This window comes from Streptomyces sp. NPDC046909 (genome assembly GCF_040644695.1).
In the GTDB taxonomy this organism is placed as follows: Bacteria; Actinomycetota; Actinomycetes; order Streptomycetales; family Streptomycetaceae; genus Streptomyces.
This window is the reverse complement of sequence record NZ_JBEYXC010000005.1, coordinates 481,650-507,085: the sequence shown is the minus strand read 5'-3', so window position 1 is coordinate 507,085 and position 25,436 is coordinate 481,650. Positions and strand designations below refer to the sequence as shown.

At 69.9% G+C, this 25,436-nt stretch carries 24 protein-coding genes and 4 pseudogenes; 11 read left to right on the top strand and 17 right to left on the bottom strand.

Features of this window, described 5'->3' with window-relative positions; translation table 11 throughout:
* Nucleotides 1-183: 183 nt before the first annotated feature.
* Nucleotides 184-849, bottom strand: coding sequence for a TetR/AcrR family transcriptional regulator (locus ABZ928_RS19345; RefSeq protein ID WP_361520021.1), 666 nt, complete (start codon nucleotides 847-849; stop codon nucleotides 184-186).
* Between the two features lie 84 nt (nucleotides 850-933).
* On the opposite strand from ABZ928_RS19345, the gene ABZ928_RS19340 reads away from it, so the two are divergent.
* The 4 genes and pseudogenes from ABZ928_RS19340 (at nucleotide 934) to ABZ928_RS19325 (ending at nucleotide 3,173) form a co-directional block, all read left to right on the top strand.
* The gene (locus ABZ928_RS19340; RefSeq protein WP_361520018.1) at nucleotides 934-1,671 is read left to right on the top strand and encodes an SDR family oxidoreductase; all 738 of its coding nucleotides are present in this window, start codon (nucleotides 934-936) and stop codon (nucleotides 1,669-1,671) included.
* Nucleotides 1,672-1,791: 120 nt separating this feature from the next.
* Nucleotides 1,792-1,953: a hypothetical protein gene (locus ABZ928_RS19335; RefSeq protein WP_361520015.1), complete on the top strand. Its 162-nt coding sequence runs from the start codon at nucleotides 1,792-1,794 to the stop codon at nucleotides 1,951-1,953.
* A gap of 52 nt (nucleotides 1,954-2,005) precedes the next feature.
* Nucleotides 2,006-2,169 (top strand): annotated as a pseudogene (locus ABZ928_RS19330) (SAM-dependent methyltransferase); the annotation flags it as partial.
* A gap of 347 nt (nucleotides 2,170-2,516) precedes the next feature.
* Nucleotides 2,517-3,173 (top strand): hypothetical protein, encoded by a 657-nt coding sequence (locus ABZ928_RS19325; RefSeq protein WP_361520013.1) that lies wholly within the window; start codon nucleotides 2,517-2,519, stop codon nucleotides 3,171-3,173.
* A 33-nt stretch (nucleotides 3,174-3,206) separates the two neighbouring features.
* Here the strand turns inward: ABZ928_RS19325 and ABZ928_RS19320 are convergent, their stop codons facing one another.
* Together ABZ928_RS19320 and ABZ928_RS19315 are read right to left on the bottom strand one after the other, a co-directional pair.
* Nucleotides 3,207-3,716: a hypothetical protein gene (locus ABZ928_RS19320; protein ID WP_361520706.1), complete on the bottom strand. Its 510-nt coding sequence runs from the start codon at nucleotides 3,714-3,716 to the stop codon at nucleotides 3,207-3,209.
* Nucleotides 3,716-5,422: a PHP domain-containing protein gene (locus ABZ928_RS19315; protein WP_361520010.1), complete on the bottom strand. Its 1,707-nt coding sequence runs from the start codon at nucleotides 5,420-5,422 to the stop codon at nucleotides 3,716-3,718. Before ABZ928_RS19315 ends, ABZ928_RS19320 begins: the two co-directional genes overlap by 1 nt.
* A gap of 225 nt (nucleotides 5,423-5,647) precedes the next feature.
* On the opposite strand from ABZ928_RS19315, the pseudogene ABZ928_RS19310 reads away from it, so the two are divergent.
* A pseudogene (locus ABZ928_RS19310) lies at nucleotides 5,648-5,863 on the top strand (1,4-beta-xylanase); the annotation flags it as partial.
* 188 nt (nucleotides 5,864-6,051) lie between these two features.
* Here the strand turns inward: ABZ928_RS19310 and ABZ928_RS19305 are convergent.
* Nucleotides 6,052-6,390 (bottom strand): hypothetical protein, encoded by a 339-nt coding sequence (locus ABZ928_RS19305; RefSeq protein WP_361520007.1) that lies wholly within the window; start codon nucleotides 6,388-6,390, stop codon nucleotides 6,052-6,054.
* Between the two features lie 171 nt (nucleotides 6,391-6,561).
* On the opposite strand from ABZ928_RS19305, the gene ABZ928_RS19300 reads away from it, so the two are divergent.
* Both ABZ928_RS19300 and ABZ928_RS19295 read left to right on the top strand, forming a co-directional pair.
* The gene (locus ABZ928_RS19300) at nucleotides 6,562-8,517 is read left to right on the top strand and encodes a histidine kinase (protein ID WP_361520005.1); all 1,956 of its coding nucleotides are present in this window, start codon (nucleotides 6,562-6,564) and stop codon (nucleotides 8,515-8,517) included.
* A complete protein-coding gene (locus tag ABZ928_RS19295) occupies nucleotides 8,505-9,149 on the top strand; it encodes a response regulator transcription factor (RefSeq protein WP_361520002.1) in 645 nt (214 codons plus the stop codon). Before ABZ928_RS19300 ends, ABZ928_RS19295 begins: the two co-directional genes overlap by 13 nt.
* Nucleotides 9,150-9,372: 223 nt before the next feature.
* Here the strand turns inward: ABZ928_RS19295 and ABZ928_RS19290 are convergent, their stop codons facing one another.
* The 3 genes from ABZ928_RS19290 to ABZ928_RS19280 all read right to left on the bottom strand — a co-directional run bounded on the left by ABZ928_RS19290 (nucleotide 9,373) and on the right by ABZ928_RS19280 (nucleotide 12,013).
* Nucleotides 9,373-9,906, bottom strand: a complete 534-nt coding sequence (locus ABZ928_RS19290; protein ID WP_361519999.1) for a CbrC family protein — start codon at nucleotides 9,904-9,906, stop codon at nucleotides 9,373-9,375.
* 141 nt (nucleotides 9,907-10,047) lie between these two features.
* A complete protein-coding gene (locus tag ABZ928_RS19285) occupies nucleotides 10,048-10,449 on the bottom strand; it encodes a DUF1353 domain-containing protein (RefSeq protein ID WP_361519996.1) in 402 nt (133 codons plus the stop codon).
* Between the two features lie 163 nt (nucleotides 10,450-10,612).
* The gene (locus ABZ928_RS19280) at nucleotides 10,613-12,013 is read right to left on the bottom strand and encodes a hypothetical protein (RefSeq protein ID WP_361519993.1); all 1,401 of its coding nucleotides are present in this window, start codon (nucleotides 12,011-12,013) and stop codon (nucleotides 10,613-10,615) included.
* Nucleotides 12,014-12,495: 482 nt separating this feature from the next.
* Between ABZ928_RS19280 and ABZ928_RS19275 the strand changes: the two genes are divergently transcribed.
* Nucleotides 12,496-13,221, top strand: a complete 726-nt coding sequence (locus ABZ928_RS19275; RefSeq protein WP_361519990.1) for a hypothetical protein — start codon at nucleotides 12,496-12,498, stop codon at nucleotides 13,219-13,221.
* A gap of 600 nt (nucleotides 13,222-13,821) precedes the next feature.
* Here the strand turns inward: ABZ928_RS19275 and ABZ928_RS19270 are convergent.
* Nucleotides 13,822-14,274, bottom strand: a complete 453-nt coding sequence (locus tag ABZ928_RS19270) for a helix-turn-helix transcriptional regulator (protein WP_361519987.1) — start codon at nucleotides 14,272-14,274, stop codon at nucleotides 13,822-13,824.
* Nucleotides 14,275-14,481: 207 nt separating this feature from the next.
* On the opposite strand from ABZ928_RS19270, the pseudogene ABZ928_RS19265 reads away from it, so the two are divergent.
* Nucleotides 14,482-14,805, top strand: a pseudogene (locus tag ABZ928_RS19265) (STAS domain-containing protein); the annotation flags it as partial.
* Nucleotides 14,806-15,032: 227 nt separating this feature from the next.
* Here ABZ928_RS19265 and ABZ928_RS19260 read toward each other — a convergent pair.
* From ABZ928_RS19260 to ABZ928_RS19245, 4 genes and pseudogenes are all read right to left on the bottom strand, one after another.
* Nucleotides 15,033-15,437 (bottom strand): transposase family protein, encoded by a 405-nt coding sequence (locus ABZ928_RS19260; RefSeq protein ID WP_361519984.1) that lies wholly within the window; start codon nucleotides 15,435-15,437, stop codon nucleotides 15,033-15,035.
* 310 nt (nucleotides 15,438-15,747) lie between these two features.
* Nucleotides 15,748-16,036 (bottom strand): annotated as a pseudogene (locus ABZ928_RS19255) (hypothetical protein).
* A 137-nt stretch (nucleotides 16,037-16,173) separates the two neighbouring features.
* A complete protein-coding gene (locus ABZ928_RS19250) occupies nucleotides 16,174-17,196 on the bottom strand; it encodes an LLM class flavin-dependent oxidoreductase (RefSeq protein WP_361519981.1) in 1,023 nt (340 codons plus the stop codon).
* Between the two features lie 292 nt (nucleotides 17,197-17,488).
* Nucleotides 17,489-19,630: an MMPL family transporter gene (locus tag ABZ928_RS19245; RefSeq protein ID WP_361519978.1), complete on the bottom strand. Its 2,142-nt coding sequence runs from the start codon at nucleotides 19,628-19,630 to the stop codon at nucleotides 17,489-17,491.
* A 155-nt stretch (nucleotides 19,631-19,785) separates the two neighbouring features.
* Here ABZ928_RS19245 and ABZ928_RS19240 point away from each other — a divergent pair, with 155 nt between their 5' ends.
* Nucleotides 19,786-20,571 (top strand): BTAD domain-containing putative transcriptional regulator, encoded by a 786-nt coding sequence (locus tag ABZ928_RS19240; RefSeq protein WP_361519975.1) that lies wholly within the window; start codon nucleotides 19,786-19,788, stop codon nucleotides 20,569-20,571.
* A gap of 145 nt (nucleotides 20,572-20,716) precedes the next feature.
* Here the strand turns inward: ABZ928_RS19240 and ABZ928_RS19235 are convergent, their stop codons facing one another.
* A complete protein-coding gene (locus ABZ928_RS19235; RefSeq protein WP_361519972.1) occupies nucleotides 20,717-21,652 on the bottom strand; it encodes an LLM class flavin-dependent oxidoreductase in 936 nt (311 codons plus the stop codon).
* Nucleotides 21,653-21,762: 110 nt separating this feature from the next.
* Here ABZ928_RS19235 and ABZ928_RS19230 point away from each other — a divergent pair, with 110 nt between their 5' ends.
* Entirely contained in the window at nucleotides 21,763-22,218 is a 456-nt protein-coding gene (locus ABZ928_RS19230) for a MarR family transcriptional regulator (RefSeq protein ID WP_361519970.1), read from the top strand.
* 340 nt (nucleotides 22,219-22,558) lie between these two features.
* Here the strand turns inward: ABZ928_RS19230 and ABZ928_RS19225 are convergent, their stop codons facing one another.
* The 4 genes from ABZ928_RS19225 to ABZ928_RS19210 all read right to left on the bottom strand — a co-directional run bounded on the left by ABZ928_RS19225 (nucleotide 22,559) and on the right by ABZ928_RS19210 (nucleotide 25,048).
* Nucleotides 22,559-22,855, bottom strand: coding sequence for a hypothetical protein (locus tag ABZ928_RS19225; RefSeq protein WP_361519967.1), 297 nt, complete (start codon nucleotides 22,853-22,855; stop codon nucleotides 22,559-22,561).
* A 499-nt stretch (nucleotides 22,856-23,354) separates the two neighbouring features.
* On the bottom strand, nucleotides 23,355-23,726 hold the full coding sequence (locus ABZ928_RS19220; protein WP_361519964.1) for a fic family toxin-antitoxin system, toxin component: 372 nt from the start codon (nucleotides 23,724-23,726) through the stop codon (nucleotides 23,355-23,357).
* Entirely contained in the window at nucleotides 23,723-23,980 is a 258-nt protein-coding gene (locus ABZ928_RS19215; protein ID WP_361519962.1) for a hypothetical protein, read from the bottom strand. The genes ABZ928_RS19220 and ABZ928_RS19215 overlap by 4 nt, the downstream gene beginning before the upstream one ends.
* Before the next feature lie 369 nt (nucleotides 23,981-24,349).
* Nucleotides 24,350-25,048, bottom strand: coding sequence for an SDR family oxidoreductase (locus ABZ928_RS19210; protein WP_361519959.1), 699 nt, complete (start codon nucleotides 25,046-25,048; stop codon nucleotides 24,350-24,352).
* Between the last annotated feature and the right edge of the window lie 388 nt (nucleotides 25,049-25,436).

Sequence of the window (25,436 nt, the reverse complement as noted above, 5' to 3'; positions counted from 1 at the left end):
CACAGGACCGGGGGATCGTGCCGTCGGTCCGGCCGTCCCGGCGCATCAGGTCCCGCGCAACGTGTTCGAACCACTGGTGGGAGCACACGTCCAACTGCGCCGGCCCGTGGCGCCAGGCGGGGGCCCGGCCCGTTCCGCCCTGTGCGCGCCGCACCGGCCGGACTGTTGGGCGCTGTCCGCGGATCATGTGACCGTGATGGCACCACGTTGGTTCTCGCGGACCGTGCTGCGCCCGGTTGCGAGGCGTTTCTGCCCATCGGGCCTGGGCAGGACCCCCAGTGCGGTGTCCGCGATGTTCCGCAGCGTCTCCGCGTCCAGGCCGGCCTTGCCTACCGCCTCGATACCGCGGACCACCGTCAGCAGCAGTGCCGCCAACCGCTCCGGATCCGCGGCGCTGTCGATGTCGCCGTGGCGCTGGGCAGCACTGATCTCCGTCCGCAGCAGGGCCAGCAGTGCCGTCATCGTCTCCGCCGACCGCCTGGCGACCATCGGATCGTGCTGGGCCAATTCCGCCGCGCCCTTGGCCAACAGGCACCCGCGGCGCTCGGTGTCGGAGGCGGTGTTGTCCGCCATGAGGTGTACGTATCCCGACAGCCGGTCCAGGGCCTCTGCGTCCGGGCCATCGGTCAGCCGCCCTTCGGCCACTTCGACGACTGCGGTGCACCAGTCGCCGAACACACGGTGGAACAGCTTGCCCTTGTCGCCGAATGCGCCGTACAGGCTTCCTTTGCCCAGGCCGGTCGCCTGGGCGATGTCGTCCATCCGGGTTCCCGCATAGCCGGTCGCCCAGAACTGCTCCCGGGCCCGCTCCAGGACTTGGCGTTCGTCGAATGCGCGTGGTCTCGGCACCGTCTCAGCGTATCCATTCTTGACTCGATCGTCCATTACGGCCTACTTTATGGACGATCCATTCCATAACTGAAGGGGTTCGACATGGCAGGCGTGCTGCACGAGAAGGTGGCCGTGATCACCGGAGGGACCAGCGGGATCGGGCTGGCCATCGCCCACCGCTTCGTCCGGGAGGGCGCCCGGGTCTTCGTGACCGGCCGCGACACCGACCGCCTCGAAGCGGCAGTCAAGGAGATGGGCCCCGCGGCCACCGGCGTACGATCCGACGTCTCGGTCCTGGCCGACCTGGACACGCTCTACGCGCGAGTCCGCGAGGAGGCCGGACGCATCGACGTGCTGGTGGCCAATGCGGGAATCGTCGCGGACGCCTCGCTCGGCGCCCACACCGAGGCGAACGTCGACCTGACGCTCGCCGTCAACGTCAAGGGCCCGCTGTTCACCGTCCAGAAGGCGCTTCCGCTACTGGCGGAGAACGCCTCCATCCTGGTCATCGGCTCAAGCAACAGCGTGCGCCCCAATGAACAACTCGAGATCTACAGCGCCTCGAAGGCGGCGTTGAGCAACCTCGTGCACAACTGGGCCCGGCAGTCACGGGAGCGCCGATTCCGGGTCAACGTGCTCAGCCCGGGACCCACGCGGACCCCTGGCCTGCTGGGCGCCGCCGGGCCGGACGTCGACCGGTTCGCCGAGGCCGTGGTGCCACTGGGGCGGCTGGCCGACGCCGAGGAAATCGCCGAGGCCGCCCTCTTCCTGGCTTCGGACGCCTCGTCGTTCGTCACCGGCGCCGAACTCTTCGCCGACGGCGGCTACACCCGGGCCTGAACAACGCCCCGGGTGCGCACCCGGTCCCCTTCGGAGCGATGGGGGGGTGCACTCCCGGCCACACGCCTGCGCCGTACGAGGCCCAGTGCGCACAGGCAACGAGAGCGCAGCCGCGGCCACATGGGCCACCGACCCGGCGCTCGGCCCGGCCCGGTCCGCTCCGCCCACGAGGTCGTCCCGCCGGAGCAGTGGGCGAAGCAGGTCCAACTTCTCGTGCGGGACCACCCGTACGACACGGTCATGGCGGCCAGGTCCTCGACCAGGGCTACGCCTGCCTGCTGACAGCGATGCGCCACCGGGGCGAGTGCGGGATCGCCACCGCGTTGTTCGGCCACACCTCGCGCCGCGCCTGCGCACCGTCCCGTGCGACGCCGTCAGCCATCTGACGGCGCGTCCGGGCACCTACGACGTGCACTACAGCGTCTTCGGGCGCTCGACTTCACCGACCCACGCACACTGCTGCCGGCGTCAACGACCGCTCTCCGGCCGGGCGGTCGCTGGTGTTCTCCGCATTCTCTGCCGACACGCCTCTGGTGACGGCCCATCGCCCTTCCCGGCCGCTGCGACCATCCGCCTTGCACACCGACGCCCTTGCGAGCGGAAGTCAGCGTGAGCGGCCTTGAGCGGTCTGCGCCGTTGGGGTACCTCGTACCTTCTCCTGCTGGAGTAGCAGGGCAGTCGTCCCCTCCTGGCGTCAGCCGGTCTCACGACATTGCGCGGAGCTGGTCACCGATTCGCAACAGACGGCGCCAGGGTGATCAAATGCGCCGCGGGGTGGCTGAATATGGTCTCTCCAGCTCACGCGGTCGCACAGGTGGCCGCTGCAACCACCCTCGGGGGACATCATGAAGATCACGCATCGCCGCAGACAGATCGCGCTCCGGACGCTCGCCCTGAGCGCCTGCACGGCCGGCGTCCTGGCGCTCACCGCCTGCTCCTCCAACTCCTCGGACGCGGCACCTGAGGCGACGGCCGCCACCGCCTCGTCGGCGAAGGGCGGGACCGGGACCAAGACGACCGCACCCGCGACAGCCGTGCCCGCCGGAAAGGTCTCGACGCCGCCCGCCTCCAAGGCGACCCCTCCCCCGGCCTCCGCCACATCTCCCGTCTCGAGTTCGCCGATCGCCGCCGGCACCGGCGGCGAGGACGACGGCTGCGACCACAAGATGCCCATCTCGCCGGACGAGATCGCCGTCTACCGCTACACGCCCGAAGGCGGCTCTCTGAGCCTGATCGTCCGGTACGGCAACTGGGGCTGTGGCACACCCGATTCCGACGGCGCCCCGTTCGAGACCGTGGGCAAGGAAACCTATCTGCCGATGGACCAGGCGGCGTACGTCACCGTCACCAACCCCATCGTGGCCAGCACCGAGAACCAGCACATCGGCGTCCAGGAGTTCCTGGACTGGCTGGAAGCGAACCCCGACAGCGGGCTGGTCTTCCAGTACCACCTCGGCGCGGACGGGGCCATCGACAGCCTCAAGCAGATCTTCACCCCCTGACGCAGACGGCCCCCGTACGAGAAGTCACTTGGGTCAGTGGTCCGCGCAGCACGGGGTCGGCTCCGGGACCTCGAACGGGACCAGGACTCCCCCGGCCGCCGGCATGGCCGTCAGCACGAGTTCGCCGTCCTGCCATTGCGGGCGGACGTGATCGCGCGTCACCAGCGACGTGCCGGGGGCGGGCGGGCCGGGGGCGCCCAGTACCGTCACGCGGTCGATCGCTGAGCGCGTGAGCAGTTGCGCGATCGTCAGCGTGGCGGTGACGGCGGCGGCTCCCGGGTAGAGGACCGCCCGGCCCGCCGGATCGGGCAGGCCGTCGCGCACCTCATGGCCCCCGGCCGCGAGCCGCTCCCGGACGGTGCTCAGGAGCGGCTCGGACGGCAGGACCAGGGAGAGAGCGACGCGCGGGCGGTCACCGCGCACCAGGTGCGTGCAACCGAACACGTCCTCGGCGAGGGCGAGTTCGGCGGCCAGCTCCCGGAGCAGGTGGTCCGCCGTACGCAGGTCCCGGACCCCGGGGTCCACCGTGAGGGCGTAGCGCATCACGACGGCAGGACCCAGATCGGGTTGGAGTAGAACCACAGGTCGAGCCACGGGTCGGCGTCGCCCACCACGTCGATCGCCGGACCCGCCGGGTCGACCGCCGCGCCCATCGCTCCGACGGCGCTCCGGTTGCCGTCGCTGCCGCGCAGGCGGACGTACAGCGGCCGGTCCACCCGGCCGAGCTGGTAGGTCAGCCGGACGACACCGGAGGACTTGCCGACCTCGTAGGAGCGGACCACCTTCGCCGTCGGCGCGGTGAACGTGTCCTGATCCGCGACCGCTCCGGTGACATCGCCCTGGATGACGTCCACGCGCGCCAACTGGGGCACGTAACCGGCCCAGTTGGGGCCGCCCGCGAGCGCCACATCGACCGTCAGCGTGACGCTGGTGCCCTTCTTCACGTGCAGGGCGCCGCCCAGCGTGGCCCACCGGCCGCCGCCCGCGACCCGGGCGTCCAGGCCGCTGAGGAGCTGTCCGTGATCGACCCAGACCCGGCCCGCGCGGATGCCGTCCATGACCGCGGCATAGGAGAAGTCGTCGGCTCCCACATGCGTACGGCTGTACTGGCCGGGCCAGTAGTCGCCCTGGGTGATGTCGATCTTGCCGCCGTAGACCGGGTCCTCGTAGCGGCCGTCGGCGTTGAAGTCCCCGCCGGGTCCGCGCACCGCGGTGTCGGCGTAGACCTGGTGGCTGTCGCTGTTGGCGGTGATCCACCATGGCTTGCCTTCGGCGAGGAGGCTGTCCCACAGTCCGCCGACGGTGGCGGTCATCCAGTCGAAGCCGCCCCAGGTGCGATAGCTCTCCAGGGGGTAGCCGGCGAAGGAGTTGGCGCTGGGGCTGTTGTCGTAGATGCCACGGGCGCGTGCCATCCCCAGCGGTACGGGGATGCCTGCGGCCTGATGGCCGGGGGCGCCCTCGAAGCCGACGGCTATCTGGCGGCCGGAGCCGGTGGCGTCCCGCCAGCCGCGGATCTCGTGCGGGGAGTCGACACCGCGCCGCGCCGGGTGGTTGGCGAGCATCAGCGCGTCCTTCACCTTGCGCCGCTGCACCTGCTCGGCCAGGAAGTTCAGGCCCGCGACGGCCAGCGCCTCATTGGCGGGCGTGGAGTCGCTCGCGCTGTTCACGCTGCCGTCGTAGTCGGTCTCGAACTGCTTGAGGACGGCGACCTCGTTCTTGCCCGGGTGCACGAAGACGGTGCCGTGCTCGGCGGCCGGGATGTTCCACTCCAGGCCCTGGAAGACGAGCGTGTCCTCGTAGGCGGCGCGGGCCTGTCTGATGTCCGGGTTCACCTTGTCGACGCCGATCTTGGCGTGCGTGGTGCTGCCGTGGTCGGTGATGACCATCCAGTCCAGGCCGTGCCGGGCGCCCTGGCGGACCTGGTCGACGACGCGGTACTTGCCGTCGCTGCTGTACTGGGTGTGGATGTGGTGGTCGCCGGCCAGCCAGAGGAAGCCCTCGTGCCGCCGACCGCCGGAGGCGGGTGCGGCGGCGGCCCGAGTGGCGGTGGCGAGGACGGTGCCGGACGCAAGTCCCGCGCCGAGCAGTCCGGCCCGGCGCAGCAAGGTGCGGCGCGACTGCTGCTCGGGGGTGAGGGCCTCGTCGGGCACGGAGGTGTCGAACGCCGCGGGCAGGGCGGGAGCAGCCTCGTGCGCGTGATCGTGGCTGTGGTCGTGGTCGTGTCCGTGGTGGTGATGTCCGTGTCCCATGACGCCTCCTGGTTGCCGCTGCCTTCCGCGGCTGCCTTCCGCCGCGCGACCGCGCCGCGTGTGTGGAGGATCAAGGCGATAGATGAACGGCGAACAAGCGGGGGGTGGCCGACGGACGCCCCGCACGCGGCAGATCGCCACGCCTGCCCCTACCGCCCCAACACCCCTTGCTCGGCAGGCCGTTGACCGTCGTGTGCACGCCTCGACCTCGCGAGCCGACCGGGACACGTCGACCCCGACAAGGAGGCGAACGTCTGGTTCCCGCAGCAGGCGGCTGCCAACGACTTCACCTGCGCAACCGGCACCAACTGGGACCTGCTCGCCAACGACGGGGTCAACGCCTACCACGTCGCCCTGTTCCTGGACGACTTGCCGCAGAGGTCAGCTCAACGCTCCGGCGTCGAGGCGTACATGGGGGGCGGCGGTGGCGTCATCGGGTTTCCTCCGTGGATACTCCGTCCTTCAGGGCGGAGAGGAAACGGACTCCTGCGGAGCGGGGCACGGGGCTGCGATGCGCCGCCAGGGCGGATCGCAGTGTTCTGACCGGCAGATTGGTGCCGACGGGTCATCGCAGGCGGCGGCGCCACGATGGGCGTGGCGCCGCCGGACGGAGGGTGGTGCGCGATGCGTCAGCGTGCGCAGATCACGTAGATCGTGCCGCTGCCCGCGCCGCCGCTCGTCGTCCGCACGTCGGCCTTCCAACCGATCGGCGTGTGCGCGGAGTTCTGCAGCGGCTCGGTACGCGTCACGCGCATGGTGGCGGTGAGGTCCGCGCCGACGCCGCCTCCCGTGGCCACCCAGCCACTGGGGCAGGCGATCCTCGCTTCCCCGGACGTGAAGTATTTCGACCTGACGACGGAGGAGGAGGCGGCCGCGTCGGCCTGGGTCGAGGTGACCACGATCAGCGCGAGGAGGGCGGCGACGGCGGCCGCGAGGGCGTAGGCGGTCCGTCGGACAGTTGCGGTCATGAGGAGATTCCCTTCGATGGGTCGTCCGTCCGGTGGTCGAACCGTCCGGAAGGATGCCGGTCCCTGAACTGTCCCGAAGCGACCGCCCGCACCACATCGGTGCCGGCACGGGGGCTGCTCTGCGTGTCAGCACGGATACCGAGCGCCTCGCTCCGCCACTACCGTTGGCCCATGTCCTGGCCTCGTGGTCTCGCGTCGGTCACCGCCCTGCTGACCGCGGTGGTGGTCGTGGCCTGCTGCGGACTGACGGCCGCCGCACCCGAGGTCTCGGCCGAGCTCGTGTTCGGGCTGGTCTCGGCCGTGGTCGCCGGCACGCTCTCCACCGCAATGGGGTTGTTCGTCGCGCACCGCCGCCCCGGAAACCTCGTGGGATTCCTGCTCACGCTCATCGGCCTGGTGCCGCCCCTGGAGACCCTCCTCGACATCCACGGCGAAGTGAGCCTCTCCCGCCCGATGCCGGGTGCCGAAGCGGTCCACCAGCTGGCCGCGGGACTGTGGATCCTCTGGTACGTGCCGGTCCTGCTGCTCATGCTGTACTTCCCCGGCGGACGCCTGCCCCCGGGCCGCTTCCCGCGGCTGGTCCTGTACGGCGTGCTGACCGTCACCCCTGTCTTCATCCTCGTCGCCGCACTCGACCCGACCGCGTACGACCCTCCGTTCGAGCGCTTCGGGCATCCCCTGCCCACCCTGCCCGAGTCCGTGATCTGGTTCCTCGCGCTGCCGCTGCTCGGACTGCTCATGGCGCTGCTGGTGTCCTCGGCGCTCGTGATGCGCCATCGCTACCGTGCGGGCGGCCCCGTGGAACGGGCTCAGTTGAAGTGGTTCGGCCTGGGAGTCGTCGCACTGCCCGGCACCCTCCTGCTGTGCTGGGTCAACTACCTGCTGTTCGGCGAGCTCACCGCGCTGATCTGGGTGGGCCTGGCCGCTCTCTCGCTCGGCGTGCCCTCGCTCACCGCACTCGCGATCCTGCGCCACGACCTCTACGACGTGGACCGCACCACCAGCGCCGTCGTGACCTGGGGCCTGCTGACCGCCGGACTGCTCGCCGTGTACAGCGCGGTGTCGCTCACCGGCGGCCTGGCCTTGGGGCGGGGCAGCGCGGTGGTGTCGGCCGGTGTGACAGCGCTGGTCGCCGTCGTCCTCGTACCGGCCAAGAACCGGCTACGCCGCTCGGTCGACCGGCGCTTCTACCCTGTGCGGGAGCGGGCTCTGGCGGCCGTGGCCGCGCTGGAGCGCGAGGTGCACGCGGGAAGGGCGCGGCCCGAGCAGCTGGAGGAGGTGCTGCGGGACGCCCTGCGCCAACCCTCCCTGCGGGTCGGCTTCCTGCTGCCGGGCGGCACGGAGTTCCGCGACACGGCCGGCACACCGGTGGCAGGAGGCACCGAAGTACGGCTCGCCGGACGCCCCATCGGAATCATCGACGGACCCTGTCCGCACGAGGTGGCCACCGCCGGCGCACTGCTCGTCGAGACGGTACGGCTGCGACTCGAACTGCGTCAGGCCCTCAGCGAGGTGGAGGCCAGCCGAGGCCGGCTGCTGAGCACCGGATACCGCGAACGCCGCCGCCTGGAGCGGGACCTGCACGACGGCGCCCAGTCGCGACTGGTCAGCCTCGGCATGGCCCTGCGGCTCGCACAGCGCCATCTCGACGACGGCAGCGTCGACTTCGACGGACTCCTCGACCAGGCGGTGGCCGAACTGGGCACGGCTGTCGCGGAGTTGCGTGAACTGGCGCACGGCCTGCGGCCTAGCTCCCTCGACGACGGCCTCGGCCCCGCCCTGGAGTCCCTGGCGCTCAGGGCCCCGGTGCAGCTCGACTGGCGGCTCGACGGACGCGTACTGCCCGACGACGTCGCCACGACCGCGTACTACGTCGCCAGCGAGGCCGTCACCAACTCCGTCAAGCACGCGCAGGCCACGTACATCGGGGTCGTCGTGGGCGAGGACGGTGACGGGACGCTGCGCGTGACCGTCCAGGACGACGGGCGGGGCGGCGCCGACGCCCACCGGGGATCGGGGCTCGCGGGGCTCAGGGACCGGGTCGCCGCACTCGGCGGCAGACTGCACATCACCACCGGCCCGGGCAGCGGTACGACAGTGGAGGCGGTGCTGCCGTGCGTATCGTGATCGGTGAGGACTCCGCCCTGTTCCGGGTGGGCCTGGCACGGCTGCTCGCGGACGCGGGCCATGACATCGTCGCGCTGGCCGCCGACGCGCCCGCCCTCGTCGCCGCCGTCGCCGAGCACCATCCCGACCTGGCGGTGATCGACATCCGCATGCCGCCGGACCTCACCGACGACGGCGCGCGCGCAGCCCGGCAGATCCGACAGACCCGTCCCGAACTCGGCATCGTGCTGCTCTCGCAGCACATCGAGACCCGTAACGCCGTGGAACTGGTCGCCCAGGGCCGCTTCGGCTACCTCCTCAAGGACCGGGTCTTCGACGTCGACGACTTCCTCGACGCCCTGGTCCGGGTCGCCGCGGGCGGCACCGCGCTGGACCCCGAAGTCGTCGCCCGCGTCATCGGCGTCCGCCGCGACCCCCTCGCCGCACTCACCTCACGCGAACTGGAGGTCCTGGCCCTGATGGCCGAAGGCCACACCAACCTGGGCGTCGCACGACGCCTGTGGCTGACCGAGCGGACCGTGGAGACCCATGTCGCCTCGATCATGGCGAAGCTGAACCTCGGCACGAGCACGGAACACAACCGCCGCGTTCTGGCGGTTCTCGCCTATCTCACGGCCCGGGGGGTCAGATAGGCCGGTCGCCTGTGCGAAACCCCTCGATAGGCGGGTTTCGCCGATGTCAGCTCGAGAACCCGCAACGACGCGCTCCCGGACCACGCTGACATCCCCTCCCCGGTCCAGGAAGCAGCATGCCGCCGTCCTTCGCCCACCTGATATCCAGGTACGGCCCCGCCGGACACGGTTCCATTGAAGGGATGACCGGCTCGGTTTCGGGGGCTGCCGAGCTCCGTGGCGGTTATGAGGCGTCGGCGTAGGCGAGGCGGGTGCCGCAGACGGTGCAGCGGAAGAGCATCGCGCTGGCGCCTTCGCCGAGGTGGGAGAGGAATTGCTCGAGTTGGGCCGCGTCGTGCCAGCCGCCGGTGCGCAGGTCCTGCCTGAGCTGGTCGAGGGCTTCGGGGTGGGCTGCCAGTTCGGTGTAGCCGATCTCGCCGATGAAGGCGGCTGCGTCGTGGCAGTGGACGAGCCAGTGTGGGTCCTGCCAGGCGTGGAATCCGGGGGTGCGGCGGGTGACCTCGTGCAGGATCTCCTCGCTGACGTCGGCGAGTCCGTAGGAGTCCGTGAACTCTCCGGCGAACCGTTCGGCCGCGCTGCCGTCGGCGATGCACCACGGGCAGAGGCCCCCGCTGACTTCGTGGGCGGTGTAGAAGGTCGCGGTGTAGATCCAGCCCGTGGCCCGGTTGCAGCATGCGCAGGTCTCGGCGCTTTCGCGGATGGAGCCGCTGGTGAGCGGATCGGGGTGATAGCGGAACACGGGAAGGTCGAGGCTCACCGGCGCAGTCTGTCGCCGCACGGCCCCGCGATCAAGCGGTGAGGGCGAATTCCTGCTGGCCGGGCCGGCGGACAGAGACGCTGGTGCTCGTGTGCGGTGTGGTGAGGTCGGCAGGAATCGAAGCCACCGTTGTCGATCCGATCAACGTGGGGAGCCTGAGCACGGCTTCGGCGCCTGCCAGGTCTCCGCGGACGTCAGCGATGTCCATACGGTCGCCGTCAGTTGCCGGCTGGCACCCTCGATCGCGCCGGTGGGGGTCGGCCAGCCCGCAGCCAGAGCAACGTCGTAGCGGAGCGGCTCGAAGTGACGGGTCAGGTAGCGACGACAGAAATCCACGGCTTCTCGCCGGCCTGCGGGAAGACCGTCCAGCGGATGGATCAGCCCGTCGTGCAGCAACGCGGCCGGAAGGCGCTCCCCGCTCTTCGGAACGAGCCAGGTGAAGAGCATCGGCACGGAGGTCAGGGCGCTGAGGGAGGCACTGGTCACCCGGGGCACCAGGGGCTCGCCGAGGTGCCGGTCCTTGTAGGCGATACGGCGTTGCATCGAACCGGAGCGGCTGCGGGACGACCGAGAAGCCGGGTCCGGTCTCGGAGAACTTCTCGGAACTTCTCGGGCACTGACATACGTACCACCGTCACCCCACCAGGCTCGAAAGACCACCGCCGACCAGCGCCCATGGGGAAGTGTCACTGGAGCGCCAGCCCCCTTACGGCGCGATGCCCACCCCGTCGATCCGGCTCCAGTTCCTTTCCTGCTGCGCTGTCATGGCCGGCCACGACGTGCCCCCCGGCCGGGGCTCGACGCGAGAGGCGTACGGCTGAGGATGGAAGTCGGGGTCGTAGAAGCAGCCTGTGCCGTAGGTGCGGTCGTAGGAGGCACAGGAGGACGCGACGGACTGCGGGTTGGGCTTCTTTCCCGTACGTACCCAATTGGACAGCGCGGCGATGGAGTTGGCGTACTCGGCGTTGCTCAGTTCGCTGTGCTCGTGTTCCGTCGTGAAGGTCTGTACGAGGTTCTTCTCCCGGTGCGCGCCTTCAACGCCGGCGCGATAGGCGGCCTCGTGTTCGACGAACGCGGTGGGGTCGTCAATGGCGTGCAAGGTGAGTACGGGGATCGAGACCCGGCCGGTGAGATCGCTGTCGTAGGACAGGTCCCGCCGGGCTTCAGGATCGGCGGAGAAGCGCTCGACACCTTCGTTGAGCGCCTCGTCGTCGTGTGAACCGGAGTACCACACACCCGTGTTGCTGAAGGGGTTCCGATCGCCGAGCCGGTTGTGCACGATGTCGCGGAACGTGAACACGGAGAAGCGCAGGTGTGATTCGAGGGTGCGTTCCGGAATGCGTGTGACTGCGAGGATGTCGTCGAGGTTGCGCTGCTGCAGAGCGGTCCGGTCCTGCGGTGCCGACGCGTATCCCGTGCATTCTTGAAGACGGGCCCGTAGCCCCGTCGTTGTCAGCGTCGATGTGGGCCGCAGTCCCTGCCACAGCGGGTACTGGGGCTCGGTGGGGCGGGGCAGGTTCTGGCAGTAGTACTGATAGACCACGCGAAGGTCGACACGGTAGTCGTAGCCACGCGAGCCGCCACCCAGCACTCCGTTCGTGAGCAGAGCACCGTCATAGGCGCCATGCTTGCCGTACACCTCTACGACCTTGGCGGCAACGTTCCCGCCCCAGGACTGGCCGTGTACGTAGGTCCGCTCGGGATCACCGAACTCCTTCACGAAGAGCCGGCGAACACTCTCCGTGTCACTGGCGGCCATACGGGTCCCGTATCCCCCGCGCCGATAGGACGAGCCCGCCCACGCATAGCCCTGGTCCACCATCACCGACCAACGTTCCAGGTCGTCGACGCTCCGCTCGGGATCGGACACGTCGCCCAAGTCAGGGCCACCGTGTGCGTGCACGACGAGCGAGCCGTTCCACCGCTTGGGAACAGCGATCGCGTAGAAGGCGCCGTTGGAGTCCTGACCGGTGTAACAGGTGGCCTTCTCGGCCAGGTTCGCAGGGCAGGAGACGACTGCTGGGGGCGTCTCCGCGGCCGCGTGGGCCGGGCTGATGCCACTGAGTGACCCGGCAACGAGGCCTGTGACACCGGCAGTCAGCGTCACGAGATGTCGTGCGCGGGTCCGGTGGCGACGGGAGGGGAAAGGGGTCCGGCCTGAGCGATTCACAGCGATGCTCCTGAACTCCAGGGGCGCAGTTCGCGCCGAGCGCTGTGATGTTAGGAACGCATGCGTAGGTGCACCATGTGCCGCGTGATTCTGTTCATAGTGTGCGCACCAGTCGTGCGTACCGCGATGTTGTGAAAGCCGGCCGACGGCCAGACGCAGTGCATGGGGCCGCGACACTGAACAGTGCGGTGGCCGAGGCCAGTCGTTGACTCCTCCGCGTCTGCGGCTGCGGCGGCGGTCCGGCCCGACGGCTTGTGTCGAAGAGCAGATACGCGTCAATGTGCTGCGAGGAGCAGGTCCGGTGGGCGGTCTCGATGTTGGAGGGTGCCGTTTCCTTCGTCGCAAAAGGTGCTGGTCATAAACGACGACCCACGGCTACCGTCAGCCTCCTGGCTCACACAGCCCACGGGGGAACATTCATGCGCGTCCGCACACTGCGGCCTGTGCCGGCACTCGGTGTCGTCATGGCCGGCATCCTCATGGCGTCCGCCTGCACCACAGGCTCCGACGCACCACAAGACACAGCGAGAGCGCAGGCGAGCACCTCGGCGAAGACTGCCGCGGTACCCCTGACCCGGGCGCAATTGCGGGCGCTCGCGTTCAAGGACGGCGAGGTCGCGGGAGCCCACGAATACGGCAACCCCGTCAAGGATCCCGTGCCCGAACAGGAACGGCGTTCCTTCCCTCCTGTGTCCGACCCCGCCTGCCAGACCATGCTCGACATCCGCGGCGCGGACAACGCAGCCACCGTCGTCCTGCAGACCTTCAACTGGAAAGGCGACATCTGGGGCGGCACCTCAACGCTCGCCGCCTACGAAGACGGCAAGGCCCACCAGGCCTTCGCACAGCTCACCAAAGCACTCGGCGCCTGCCACTCCTACGAAGGAACCGGGTGGGTCGGCCCCTTCACGGCCACCCTCACCATGGAAGACGCCCCCGCCGTCGGAGACGAAGCCGTCCGGTTCCACGAAACCATCCCCATGGGACCCGAACAACCAGGCGACCGCAACGAACAGTTCACCATCGTCCGGGCCGGGAACACCATCGCGACCTTCCAAAAGCTCAACGTCGGCGGCACTGCCTCCTTCCCCACCGACCTCGTCACCCGGCAAGTCCAGCGACTCCAACAGGCCCAACGCCCCTGAAAGGCCAGCGCGTTCTCCCTTGAGCAACGCCGACACCCGCAGGCGCGAGAGCGCCACCTCTTGGCTCCCGATGACGGTCCCAGGACCACGCCCTCCGCGTCCCCGGCGTAACTCCACTGGGCGGCGCAGGCTGCGCCATCCTCCGCGACGACCAAACCCCGGAAACAACGTGGCCCGACAGCTGGCCCCCGCCCACCCCTTGTGCGTCTCGGGCAGCCACTCCGTCCACCACCTGGACAACGAGAAGCCGGGACACCGGGACACCGACAGCTCTAGGGGGTCGGCATCCCGAAGAGGAGGACGGTCACCACTACGGTCACCGGAAGAACCAGTGCCACAGCCAGCCCGGCAAGACAGCCCCAGACAGTCAGACGGGCGCTGGTTCTCACGTAGTCATCGCTCTTCGGCACACGCCTATCCAACAGCAGGACACACCGACTCCCTGCATCCAGAGGTACGCAGCCCCAGAACTCTCAAGTGAAAGGTCAGGTCACAGCCACTCATTGAGGGGTGCGCATCATGAAATCGCAGGCCGCGGGTCTGGTGTGAATGAGGAATGGGGTACTCGCGCCGGTCGGCAGCAGATGGCCTTGGTGTAGATCATCGGGCGGGTCCGCCTTGGGAGGCGGCGACCTGTTCGGCCACCCTGCCGATCTTCGCCAGGCGAATCAAGGCGGGCCGAGAGAGCACCTCCTCGATGTCGTGCAGGGCGGAGATCAATTCCTCGACGCCGTCCAAGGGCGTGTCCTTGTCCGCGTGCAGGAGGACTGCTCGGTACTCCTCGGCCGGGACCGCCCTGCCGGGCATCTCGATCGGTTCGTCACCGGCATCAGAGACGAAGAGCGCCGGTACCGATGTGTCGAGGGCCAGGGCGATGGCCGTCAACTCGGTGGCCGTGAAGGCACGGCGGCCGCGTTCGGCCTGATGCACCGCCTGTCGGCTCCATGGCCTGCCCAGATACCGGCCCAGCGCCTCGCCCAGTTCGGCCAGCGACATCCGCCTGGCTTCCCGAAGGCGCGCGATCTGGTGCCCGACGGCTTCCTCGACCTTCATGACCACTCCCCATCTGTCATTACCCAGGATGACAGATGAAGCCCGACATTGACAGTGCTCGGCACGGCCCCTACCGTCATTGCAGGAGTTGCGCCGTCAATCTGAGTGATGACGCGCGGCCGGGAACTACCGACCAAGCCATGGCGGTTGTCGGAGCGATCGCCCAGTCAACCCGGTCCCTTGGAGGCCGAAGTGCAGCACTTTCATCTGGAGTCCGTAGGCGCACAAGGCGGTGGTGCCGTTCTGCGCGTCGGCGGCGAGATCGACGTGTACACCGCACCGAAGCTACGGGAGGGAGTGATCGAACTCCTCGGCGCGGGTGCCATGCACATCATCGTGGACATGCGTGAAGTGGAGTTCCTGGACTCGACAGGGCTCGGCGCCCTCGTCGGCGCCCTGAACCGGGCGCGAACGCAGGACGGTTCGCTGCGCCTCGTCATCAGCTCCGACCGGATCATCCGGATCTTCCGCATCACCGGACTGGTCAAGGTCTTCGCCATTCACCCGACGGTCCCGGACGCGATTACAGCCGACGGCCACTGGCGACAGATCCTCGAAGCCGCAGGCCACGACGCCGAGTCCTGGTGCCAGCGGAACGGATTGCTGTAACTGGGCAAGAGGCTCGTCCATGCCCAGCCTCAATCCGCACCCCAGTGAGGCCGATGCATCGTGAAAGCTGCACGTCAGATGGTCTGGTGTGCGTAGGCGTCGGGTGATTCGGGCAGGTCCGGGCGTTAGTCCAGCGACAAGCCCATCCGTCAGCGCATGACTTCCCGGTTCGCCAGCATGAGCAGGGCTCTGACCAGCGCGGTCGCCCACTTCGGGTCGGTGCGGACCTTGGTGAGGACGCGCCAGTTCTTGAGATGGGCGAAACCGTGCTCGACCGAGGCCCGCACCGCGGCCAGTGCCTTGTTGGACAGCTTCTGGCCGCGGGTCAGGGGCCGGTTCCGGGCCCCCTTGTAGCCGCAGATCACCGGGGGGTCGGCGTCAGGAGGACCGTCGTCGAGGCCGACGAACCCCAGGTTGGCGATGGCACCGAGCCCGGCGGCCCGCAGGTGGGCGGTGGGCTTGTCGTGGCGGCAGGCGGTGATCTCGGATGTGCCTCCGGGCCGCACCGCGGAGATCCACACCAGTCGGCCGCGGTCGTCGGTGAGCGCGATCACGAGCAGGCCATGGCATTTGTGCTTGCCTGACTAGTTCGGCCGGTTGTCCGTCCCGGTGCGCCGGCGGGCGCATCAGGGAGCCGTCCAGCAGGACCACGCCACCGCCCTTTCGGGCGATCTTCTTCAACGCGCGGTCCAGGCGCCGGGCACGGCCGGCCAGCAGGCCGACGAGATAGTTCAAGGTCGCGCTCGACGGCGGCAGGCGGGCGGTGTCAACAAGGCCGTCAGGACCCTCGGCGAGACCGTTGTTTTTCTTCACGCCGAACTCAACTGCCGCCGGGGGCAAGCCAGTTACGGCCCGCTCACGCGGTCACGGACGTGCGGTGAACCGCCCGTCGCCCCGTTTGTGCAGCCAGCCGCGGGGCGACGAGCTTGGTCATCTTCGCCCCCAGCGGCTCCGGCATGCCGCACACCGAGGCATCCAGGCCCAGCCGCTCGCCGCCCGCCCTGACCTGCACCGGGCCGTCGGCCTCCATACGGTTCAACACCCGCTCCGCGATCGCCAGTTCGTCCCGCTCGACCTCGACCTCCTGAAGCTGCTTGGTCAACTCCTCGGCGCGGGCATCCAGTTCGCTCCTACGCGCGACATCCGCAACCACGAACGCACCGGCGCACGCCCACAAGAAACCTCTCCGCTGCCGCCCCCTTTCCCCGTGGTGCGGGCCGGCGGGGTCGACGGATCAGGCGAGTGGGCGCGCCGGGCTCACCACCTCCCGTGCACGGCCTCCCGCCGTGCTCAGCGCCAGCCCAGGGCCGGAGCGACGTGGGTCAGGATGCTCTCGATCACGTGGGCGTTGTAGGCGACTCCGAGCTGGTTGGGCACGGTGAGGAGGAGGGTGTCGGCGGCGGCGATGGCTTCGTCGTCGGCGAGTTGCTTGATGAGCACGTCGGGTTCGGCGGCGTAGGAGCGGCCGAAGATGGCCCGGGTGTCGGCGTCGATGTAGCCGATCTGGTCCTTGGAGTTGCCCTCGCGGCCGAAGTAGGCGCGGTCGCGGTCGTCGACCAGCGCGAAGATGCTGCGGCTGACCGAGACGCGCGGTTCGCGGGTGTGCCCCGCTTCCCGCCAGGCCTCGCGGTAGGTCTCGATCTGCTTGCGTTGCTGGACGTGCAGTGGCTCGCCGCTCTCGTCGTACTTGAGGGTCGAGCTCTGCAGGTTCATCCCGAGCCGGGCCGCCCACGCCGCGGTGTCGTTCGACGCGGATCCCCACCAGATGCGGTCTCTGAGGCCTTCGGAGTGCGGTTCGATGCGCAGCAGCCCCGGCGGATTGGAGAACATCGGATTGGGGTTGGGCTCCGCGAAGCCCTCGCCCGTCAGTACGTCGAGGAGGCGCTCGGTGTGGGCGCGTGCCATGTCGGCGTCGGTGGCTCCCTCGGCCGGCAGGTGTCCGAAGTGGCGCCAGCCGTCGATGACCTGCTCCGGGGATCCCCGGCTGATGCCGAGCTGCAGTCGGCCTGCGGAGATCAGGTCGGCGGCGCCGGCGTCCTCGGCCATGTACAGCGGGTTCTCGTAGCGCATGTCGATCACGCCGGTGCCGATCTCGATGCGGCTGGTGCGCGCGCCGATGGCGGCGAGCAGCGGGAACGGTGAGGCGTACTGCCGCGCGAAGTGATGGACACGGAAGTACGCGCCGTCGGCGCCCAGCTCCTCCGCGGCCACCGCGAGGTCGATCGCCTGGAGAAGGGCGTCCGCGGCCGAGCGCGTCTGCGAGTGCGGCGACGGCGTCCAATGGCCGAAAGACAGGAACCCGATCTTTTTCATACCGCTTTCAACAATCAAGGTCGGAGTTCATTCCCCACCGGGATCCGCGACCATGGAGAGCGGATGGACGGCACGACGTGGCGGGTCCGGTCGCGACGACCCTGTCGGTCGAGGTCCCTCACAAGCGGCTGTGACCAGCGCTTTCACCGAAGGTCCCGGCCCGCCCTCTCCTCCGGCGCGGCCGACCGCTCACGCATACACAGGCACTGCTCCGCCTCACCCGCCAACGCATCAACGTGCTGTTCGCGATGCTCCGCGACGGCGCCTTCCACGAACCCGCCGGACGAGGACATCACACGTACTCGCCCCGAAGGACGTCGTCCTCCCTGACCCGCAGCCGCCGCAGCCTCTTGGGCGCCCACCAGTTCGCGCGCCCCGCGAGCCGCATGGTCACCGGCAGCAGCACGACCCGGATGAGGGTGGCGTCGACGAGGATGGTCAGGGCTGTTCCGACGCCGAGTTCCTTGAGGAAGACGACGCCTCCGGAGGCGTACGACAGGAAGGACAGCGCGAGGATGCCGGCCGCGGCGGTGATGAGCGGTGCGCTGCGCCGGACGCCCTCCCCCACCGCCAGCTCGGTGTCGCCGGTCCGCTCGTGCTCCTCCTTGATGCGGGCCAGCAGGAAGACCTCGTAGTCCATGGAGAGCCCGTAGGCCACGCAGAACATCAGTACCGGGATGCTCGGCTCGATGGAGCCGGTCGCGGTGAAGCCGAGGAGTCCTGACAGGTGGCCGTCCTGGAAGACCCAGACCAGACAGCCGAACATGACCGAGAGGCTGAGCAGGTTGAGCGCGGTCGCCTTCAGGGGCAGCAGCACGCTGCCGGTCATGAGGAAGAGGATCACGTAGGTCGCCGCCAGGACGAGGCCCACGGCGAGCGGCAGCCGGTCCAGGAGGGTGGCGCGGAAGTCGGTGGTCTCGCCCGGGTAGCCGCCGATCAGCGCGGGGGCCGGGGCGGCGGTCTCCCGGATGCTTTCGACGAGGGCGGGGACGTCGCCGTACATCGCCTGTTGGGTGGGTACGACGGCCAGGCGCGCGCGTCCGTCGGGTGCGGTCAGCCGGTCCTGGCCGGGGGCTCCGGTGCGGCGTCCGTCGCGGTAGGCGCCATCGGGGGCGTCGACCTGGTAGACGCCCGGGAGCCGGGAGAGCCGGGCGGCGTAGGCGCGCGTTTCGGCGGGTCGGGTCAGGACGACCTGGACGGTGTCGGTGGGTTCGGCGGCGAACTCGCGGTGGACGATCTCGGAGGTGGTGCGCGAGGACGTGCCCGCCGGGAGGGTGCGTTCGTCCGGCAGGCCGAAGCGCAGGCCCAGCAGGGGCGCCGCGGCGACGAGCAGGACCGTGAGGACCCCGGCACCGGCGAGGAGCGGGCGGCGCATGGCCGCGAGGGCGGTGCGGTGCCAGAAACCGGAGGCGGGTGCGGTGGGCCGTTCCACGCGGTGGCCCCAGCGGGCGAGCGCGGCCGGCAGGACAAGCACGGCTCCGGCAACCGCGCTGAGCACGACGAGGACACCGGCGTAGGCGAACGAGCTCAGGAAGAAGAACGGGAACACCAGCAGCGCGCACAGCGACACGGCGACGGTGATCCCGCTGAAGACGACCGTACGGCCGGCGGCGACGGTCGCCGCGAGGACAGCCACATCCCGGTCCCGGCCGGCGCCGCGCTCCTCGCGGTAGCGGTTGATGACGAACAGGCTGTAGTCCACGCCCAGTCCGAGGCCGAGCACGAGGGCCAGGTTCGCGGCGAACGTCGACACCTCGGTGAACCGCGCCAGCAGGCGCAGGCCCGCGAGCGTGCCGAGGACGGAGAACAGACCGACCCCAACGGTCAGCAGGGCGGCCGTGGTGCGCCGGTAGACCAGGATCAGCAGGAGCAGTACGACCGGCAGGGCGAGGGCCTCAGCGCGCAGGAAGTCGGCGCGGGCCTGTTCACCCACCTGCCGGGAGATCTCCTCCTGACCGCCGACCCGGACATCGAGTTCGGGAGTGGTGCGGGTCAACTCGGGTGAGAGGGACGCCAGTTCCTTGCGCGTCTGGGTGGCGTCACCGTCCAGGTGGGCGAGGATCAGGGCGCGCCGCCCGTCCTCACCGCGCAGGGCGGGGCTGCCGGCGTCCCAGTAGGAGGTCACGTCCGTGACGCGCGGCAACTCCTCGATCTCGGCGGTGAGTTGCCGTGCGGCCCGCCCGGTGCGCGCACTGTCCACGTCTCCGTCGCGGGCCGTGACCAGGAGGGCGAGATTGGGGTTCCCGGTGCGGAAGTCGTCGCGCAGCAGGTCGCCTGCGCGCACGGACTCGGTGCCGGGAGAGCTCCAGCGCGAGAGGTCGAGGTCCTCCTGGGCTCCCGCGCCGTAGGCGGCGAGACCGAGCAGGACGAGAAGTGCGCCGATCAGTACGCCGCGACTGCGCCGCACCGCCAGTCGGCCGAGCCGGGTGAGCATGGGGCGGCCCTTCCAGAGGAGTCGGGATCCGGGTGACCGGCCCACCGTCCGCCCATCCGCTGGAAGGCCCGCTGGAAGATCCACTGGAAGGCGGCTTCGGGATGGCTTGGGTGCACGAGCCCGAGTGACGACACAGGCGGCGTTACGCTCGACGCATGGGTGAGGGGACTGTCGGAACCGTGCGCTTCGAACTGCTGGGCCCGCTGCGGGCGTTGCGCGACGGCGTCGAGGTGCCGCTGGGCCCGCCGAAGCAGCGCGCGGTCCTCGCCGTGCTCCTGCTCCAGGAGGGGCGTCCCCTGTCGTACGACGGGCTGGTCGAGGCGGTGTGGGGCGGCGCGCCGCCGGTGCATGTGCGCAACCTCGTGCAGAAGTACGTCTCCGGGCTGCGCCGTGCACTCGGCGACGACGTACTGCTGGAGTGGACCGGCGCGGGATACCGACTCACCGGAGCCGTCATCGGCGATCTGGCCGAACGCCGGCTCCTGGTCGACGAAGCGCTCGCCGCACGTGACCTCGGCGAGGTGCGGCGCGCGGTGGAACTGGCGGGCCAGGCAGAGGAGTTGTGGCGCGGCGACTTCGCGGAGGGCCTGCGGGCGCCGGGGCTTGCGGCGGAGCGGCTGCGCTGGACCGAGAAACGGCTCACCGTGCTCGAAGCACGCCTTGAGGGCGAGATAGCCCTCGGCCGGTCCTTCGCGTACGTCCACGAACTGGTCCGCCTCGTGGCGACGCACCCCTTGCGCGAGCGCCTGGTCGAGCTGCTGATGCTCGCCCTGTGCCGTCTGGGCCGCCCCTCTGACGCACTCACCGCCTACGAAGGCGTACGGCAGCGGCTCGCGGAGGCGATGGGGGCTGACCCGGGACCTGCGCTGCGGTCCCTGCATGCGCGGGTACTGCGCCAGGACCCGGCACTGCTGCCTTCACCAACGGTGCCGGTCGGATGAGCGAGCGCCCCACCCCGCGGGCGCGTCGGGCTGCGGCGAGCCGGAGGCACGTGGCGCGGCTCCGCGACGACCCGGTCGACGGGTTGCGGCACGGCTGAGGAAAGCCGAACCCGGCAACGGACGAAGGCAGTTGTCGGCAGCCACGTCAGCGGAATTCCCCGGTGTCGGCCCGCACCGGCGTGATGATCTCGTCGACGAGCCATTGAACGACTCGTGAGGGATAGGGGCTTCGCAGGCTCAGCACGATGTGTGTCATGCCTGCGGCTATGAGCTCCGTGATGACTTTGCGGTCGGCGGCCGGGTCGTCGTAGGAAACGATGTACTGCACGGAGCGGGTGATCGACCGCGGATCACGGCCGATGGCCGCGCAGTGGCCGTCCAGGACGGCGCTGCGGTCGGCGATGCGGTCGAGCGTGTTGTGCGGTGGTCCGGGGATGTTCCAGATGTCGGCGTGCTCGGCGACCAGGCGGAGCGTCCTGTCTCCCCAGCCGCCGATCAGCAGGGGCGGGCCTGGTTGTTGAACCGGCTTCGGCTCGTTGCGGTTGCCGGTCAGGGTGTAGTGGCGGCCGTGGAAGTCGAAAACGTCCCGTGTCCACATGCCGCGCAGGATGGCGATGGTCTCCTCCAGGCGGGCGATGCCTTCGGCGGGCGGGACGAGGGGGAGGCCGTAGGCCGCGTACTCCGCGACGGCCGGGTTCTCGCCGGTGATTCCGCCCGTGTTCGGCGGCTGCACGGTGCCGCCCACGCCGAGGCCCATGATCAGGCGGCCCCCGGAGATCACATCGACCGTCGTGGCGATCTTGCCGAGGACGGCGGGCGGCCGGATCCGGTTGCTCGTCACGAGCAGGCCGAGGCGCAGTCGCCGGGTCCTGGCGGCCAGAGCGCTCAGCAGCGTCCAGCCTTCGAGGATCTGCCCGTCCTTCGGTCCGGCGATCGGCATGAGGTGGTCCCACAGCCAGGCGTCCGCGATCTCGGGGAGGTCGTCGGCCTCCTGCCACACGCGGAGGACGTCGTCGTAGGAGACCCGCATCGGGGTGGTCTTGATCCCGAACGCCACGGAGGAGGGGTGCTGGTCGGACATGGTTGGCACGCGCCCTTCAAGTCGACGCGTCACCGCTGAGGGCGACGATTTCGTCACCCTAGCCGATGGTCAGCTCTACTGACTATCAGCTTCTGGCTACGCTGGCGGCCATGACGCGCGACGTACCGCCCGAGGTTCTCTCCTCCCGCCTCGGCTACCTGCTCAAGCACGCGTACCTGCGGCTGGCCGAGGAGTCCTCGCGAGTCCTGGCCCCGCACGGGATCGACGGCCGCGAACTGGCGGTTCTCGCCGTCCTCGACGCGCACGACGGCCTGTCCCAGCTGGAGGCGGCGGGCAAGCTGGGCATCGACCGCACCACGATGGTGGCCCTCGTCGACGCGCTGGAGGACAAGGAACTCGTCGAGCGGCGCCGTAGCCCTCAAGACCGGCGCAAGAACACGGTGCGGCTGACACCGACCGGACAGGAACGCCTGCGCGACGCCGAATCCGCCCGCCAGGAGATGGAGGACCGCTTCCTCGCCCCATTGTCCGACGCAGACGCCACGCGCTTCGTCCGCGCCCTCAAGTCCCTGGCCGGCGCCGACGAGGCGTCCGGCTCGGCATAGCGCATGCCGTGGGCGCCCGCAGCGATCTGCCGCCGGTCCTTGCCGGCTCGAAGGGGGACGAGGCGCCGGAACACCGGGACGAAACTCCGTGGCAGAGCCTCGCCGTCCGACTGGTGGAGGTGTGCGGGAGGCGAGGGCTTGGGGGGGTTGGGGCGTTCGGGAGGGGGCTTCACCCAGTTCGTGCCGGTGCTGGAGACGATCCGGGTCCCCCGGCCCGCCTGCGCAAGGGATCGCGAGCGGACGGCCACCGCGCTTCGACGAGGAGCGGTACAAGAAGGGCAGCGCCGTCGAGCGGGACGTCAACAGGCCCCAGAACGCCAGAGCCGTGGGCTCGACGACGTCAACTCACCGATGCGCCCGAAGCCAACGCCAAGCCGGAGGCCGCGAGGAAGGCCTCAAGACTGATCACCCCGCTGCCGGTGCCGTCGTCCCACTCGGCCAGGACTTCCGAGAGACCCTCGTTCCAGGAGTCCGGTGTGTCGATGTCAGGCCCAGGATGCCGCTCGACGGAGCCCTCACCATGTCGATAACGGAGGGACAGATACTGCCCCTCCGCCGTCCACGCATCCCACTGGGACGGGTAGGCAGAACACGTCTGCACGACCCGCACCAGCAACAGACCCTCGTCTCCATCCATCCGGTGATGGTCGCCCGTCAACGGGAGTCAGGCAATCGGGCCGCCGCGGATCCGCGGCTGGGGCCCGCGCTGCAAGCCATCCACGAGAAGGCGGCCCACCCGTGGACCGTCCCGGAATTCGCCGGCATCAGTGGCCTGCCCCGGATCGCCAACGCCGTCGGCTACGCCTCCCCCTTCGCCTCCCCCTTCGCCTTCGCCGCCGCCTTCCGCCGCCACCACGGACAACCTCCCGGCCTTGGCGCCAGGGAGAACGAACTGCCGCGCAGACGCGACAGCTCACCACACACCATGGCCCGTGAACAGCGCCAAGACCCGCTCCAGCGCCTCACCCAGGACGCCTCCCGGACCCCGTACCCTCCTGTTCGGCGCGGCACCTGGGTCTCCTGGGGGCATCCCCACCACCACGTGATCCGGCAAGGCCGTCCGACGGACTCTGGCCAGGATCCAGTCGAGGCTTGCCCGCGGACGTGCTCTGACGTGGTCGCTGCCCGCGGCGGGATCAGGGTTTCCAGGTGCGCAGGAACGAGGCGATCCGGGCCGCGGTGCAGCGGGGGCTGTTCAGTTCGTGGGCGAGTGCGGTGAGCTGTTCCCGGGTGGGGCTGACGGGGATGTTGCTGGCCTCCAGATACATAACGGCGGCCGCACAGGCCACGGTCAGGTTCGAGCGCTCCAGCCAGCGGCACCGGCCCAGGGTGTGCACCAGAGCGGCGGCCCGGGCGTAGGCACCGTCGTACACGGGGGTGTCGAGGAGCTCGCCGCGATGCCGGGCGGCCGCCGCGATGGGCACCCCGTAGTCGTCCGCGGCCGGGTCACGCCGACCTGCCCGCTCGGCCACTTCGAGGATCCAGGACTCGTCGACGTGCACGATCACGCGGCGGCACCCGGCCGCTGCCCGGCGTACGGGGCGTCCAGCTGCTCCTCAAGGTCGTCGAGGAAGGAGCCGTGCTCGTCGATGAACCGCTGCGCGGCCGCCATTCCGGCAGCGCGGGCACCTGTGGTGTCCTCAATGATGAGGCGCTCCACATACCGGTTGAAGTCCAGGTGGCGGGCGGCCGCTGCGGCCTTGCCGGCGGCGAGCACTTCCTCTTCCAGCCGGACCTGCGTCTGCTTCTTCGCGGAACTCACCCCGCGATGGTAGCAGGGTGGTAGCAGCCCCTGGGAGGGCAGCCGAAAGCCGTACGCCTCGCCCGCCCGCCAGCCTCCTGGGTCGGTCGGACGCCCGGCCCGGCCCCCTGTGGGAGCTCGTCCGCTCCGGCGCGGAGGGGGTCGCGGACGTCCTGCGACTGTTCATGGGTGAGTTCGAGGAGGTCATGGCCGGATGGGGGCGCTCGCCGTGGCCGCCTTCGAAGGGTCCGGGGTGATCCTTCCGGGGGCCCACTTCTCCCCTTGACGCCGCGCGTCCCCCGGACACCCGAAGGCGCCCTCGGCCTTCACCGCTTGGTATGCGGCGGGGGCCCAAGGCGCCTTGTCGTACGGTTCGCTGGGAGCGCGGCGTCAGCCGATCTGCCCGGTCGGCCGCAGGGTGATGTGGTTGATGTCCACGCCCGAGGGCTGGTTGACGGCGAAGACGATCGTGTCCGCGATGTGCTCGGCGGTCATCGCCGGCGCCGCCTCGGGGGTGCCACCGCGCCCGTCCCAGAAGGGGGTGTCCACCACCCCGGGGGCGACGACGGTCACACCGACTCCATCCTTGCCCACCAGCAGTCGGGTGTTCTCGGCCAGCGCGTGCGCGGCCCACTTGGTGACCGAGTACAGGTTGCCAGGCGTGTTGCGCACCCCGGCGACCGAACCGAGGATCACGATCCGGCCCTTGGACTCCCTCAGGTGCGGCAGGGTCTCCCGCACCAGCAGGGCCGGGCCCAGGACGTTGGTGAGGACCATGGCGCGCATATCCTCGGGGGCATGGCTCTCCAGGTTGCCGGGCAGTGAGAAACCGGCGTTGGCGATGACGTTGTCCAGCCGACCCCACGCATCCACCACGCGGCGCACGGCGGAGGCGACGTCGTGCGCGTCGCTTGCGTCGCCAGTGATCGTCAGCAGCCGCTCGCCCGCTCCGGCCGACGCGGCGAACGCGGCCAGCTTGTCCGCGTCACGTCCGGTGACGGCCACGCGGTGGCCCTGCTTGAGCAGGGCGCGGGCGGTGGCGGCGCCGATTCCGGTCGAGCCACCGGTGATCAGCGTGGCGGGTTCCATGGGACGGCCTCCTCAGCGATACGGGTCATCGGGGCTGGGTTCGCGGCCGATCTGCGGGGAGGAGTACGCGACCAGCGCCGCCGTTCGCCGCGTCCGTGGCCGCGGTGGACCCGTGGGCGTCGTCGATGAAGTCCGCGAATCCATAAACGACCGACGTGGCCGTATGAGTTGGACGCAACGGTCCGGGAGTTCCCGAGCCTCCGCGCCAGGGATGATGCCGATCACCCGCGCCCCTGTCGAGCTCAACGTCACCCCTCTCAACCTGCGGGACAACTCTATCCGCCTCGCTGATCGCCATCACAAGATCCACGACAGAGCCCGACTTTCCCCAGGGCCAACGCCACGTCATGCTCCACCTCTGGGATGCGAGGCCGTGTGACCTGCCTGC

Coding starts and splice junctions, on each gene's coding strand:
- ABZ928_RS19305 (WP_361520007.1), bottom strand. CDS start 6,390: ATGACCGCAACTGTCCGACGGACCGCCTACGCCCTCGCGGCCGCCGTC.
- ABZ928_RS19235 (WP_361519972.1), bottom strand. CDS start 21,652: ATGTCCGACCAGCACCCCTCCTCCGTGGCGTTCGGGATCAAGACCACC.
- ABZ928_RS19270 (WP_361519987.1), bottom strand. CDS start 14,274: ATGAAGGTCGAGGAAGCCGTCGGGCACCAGATCGCGCGCCTTCGGGAA.
- ABZ928_RS19225 (WP_361519967.1), bottom strand. CDS start 22,855: ATGGATGGAGACGAGGGTCTGTTGCTGGTGCGGGTCGTGCAGACGTGT.
- ABZ928_RS19315 (WP_361520010.1), bottom strand. CDS start 5,422: ATGGGACACGGACATCACCACCACGGACACGACCACGACCACAGCCAC.
- ABZ928_RS19300 (WP_361520005.1), top strand. CDS start 6,562: ATGTCCTGGCCTCGTGGTCTCGCGTCGGTCACCGCCCTGCTGACCGCG.
- ABZ928_RS19340 (WP_361520018.1), top strand. CDS start 934: ATGGCAGGCGTGCTGCACGAGAAGGTGGCCGTGATCACCGGAGGGACC.
- ABZ928_RS19285 (WP_361519996.1), bottom strand. CDS start 10,449: ATGCAACGCCGTATCGCCTACAAGGACCGGCACCTCGGCGAGCCCCTG.
- ABZ928_RS19325 (WP_361520013.1), top strand. CDS start 2,517: ATGAAGATCACGCATCGCCGCAGACAGATCGCGCTCCGGACGCTCGCC.
- ABZ928_RS19240 (WP_361519975.1), top strand. CDS start 19,786: ATGGGTGAGGGGACTGTCGGAACCGTGCGCTTCGAACTGCTGGGCCCG.
- ABZ928_RS19230 (WP_361519970.1), top strand. CDS start 21,763: ATGACGCGCGACGTACCGCCCGAGGTTCTCTCCTCCCGCCTCGGCTAC.
- ABZ928_RS19275 (WP_361519990.1), top strand. CDS start 12,496: ATGCGCGTCCGCACACTGCGGCCTGTGCCGGCACTCGGTGTCGTCATG.
- ABZ928_RS19320 (WP_361520706.1), bottom strand. CDS start 3,716: ATGCGCTACGCCCTCACGGTGGACCCCGGGGTCCGGGACCTGCGTACG.
- ABZ928_RS19250 (WP_361519981.1), bottom strand. CDS start 17,196: ATGAAAAAGATCGGGTTCCTGTCTTTCGGCCATTGGACGCCGTCGCCG.
- ABZ928_RS19335 (WP_361520015.1), top strand. CDS start 1,792: ATGGGCCACCGACCCGGCGCTCGGCCCGGCCCGGTCCGCTCCGCCCAC.
- ABZ928_RS19210 (WP_361519959.1), bottom strand. CDS start 25,048: ATGGAACCCGCCACGCTGATCACCGGTGGCTCGACCGGAATCGGCGCC.
- ABZ928_RS19245 (WP_361519978.1), bottom strand. CDS start 19,630: ATGCTCACCCGGCTCGGCCGACTGGCGGTGCGGCGCAGTCGCGGCGTA.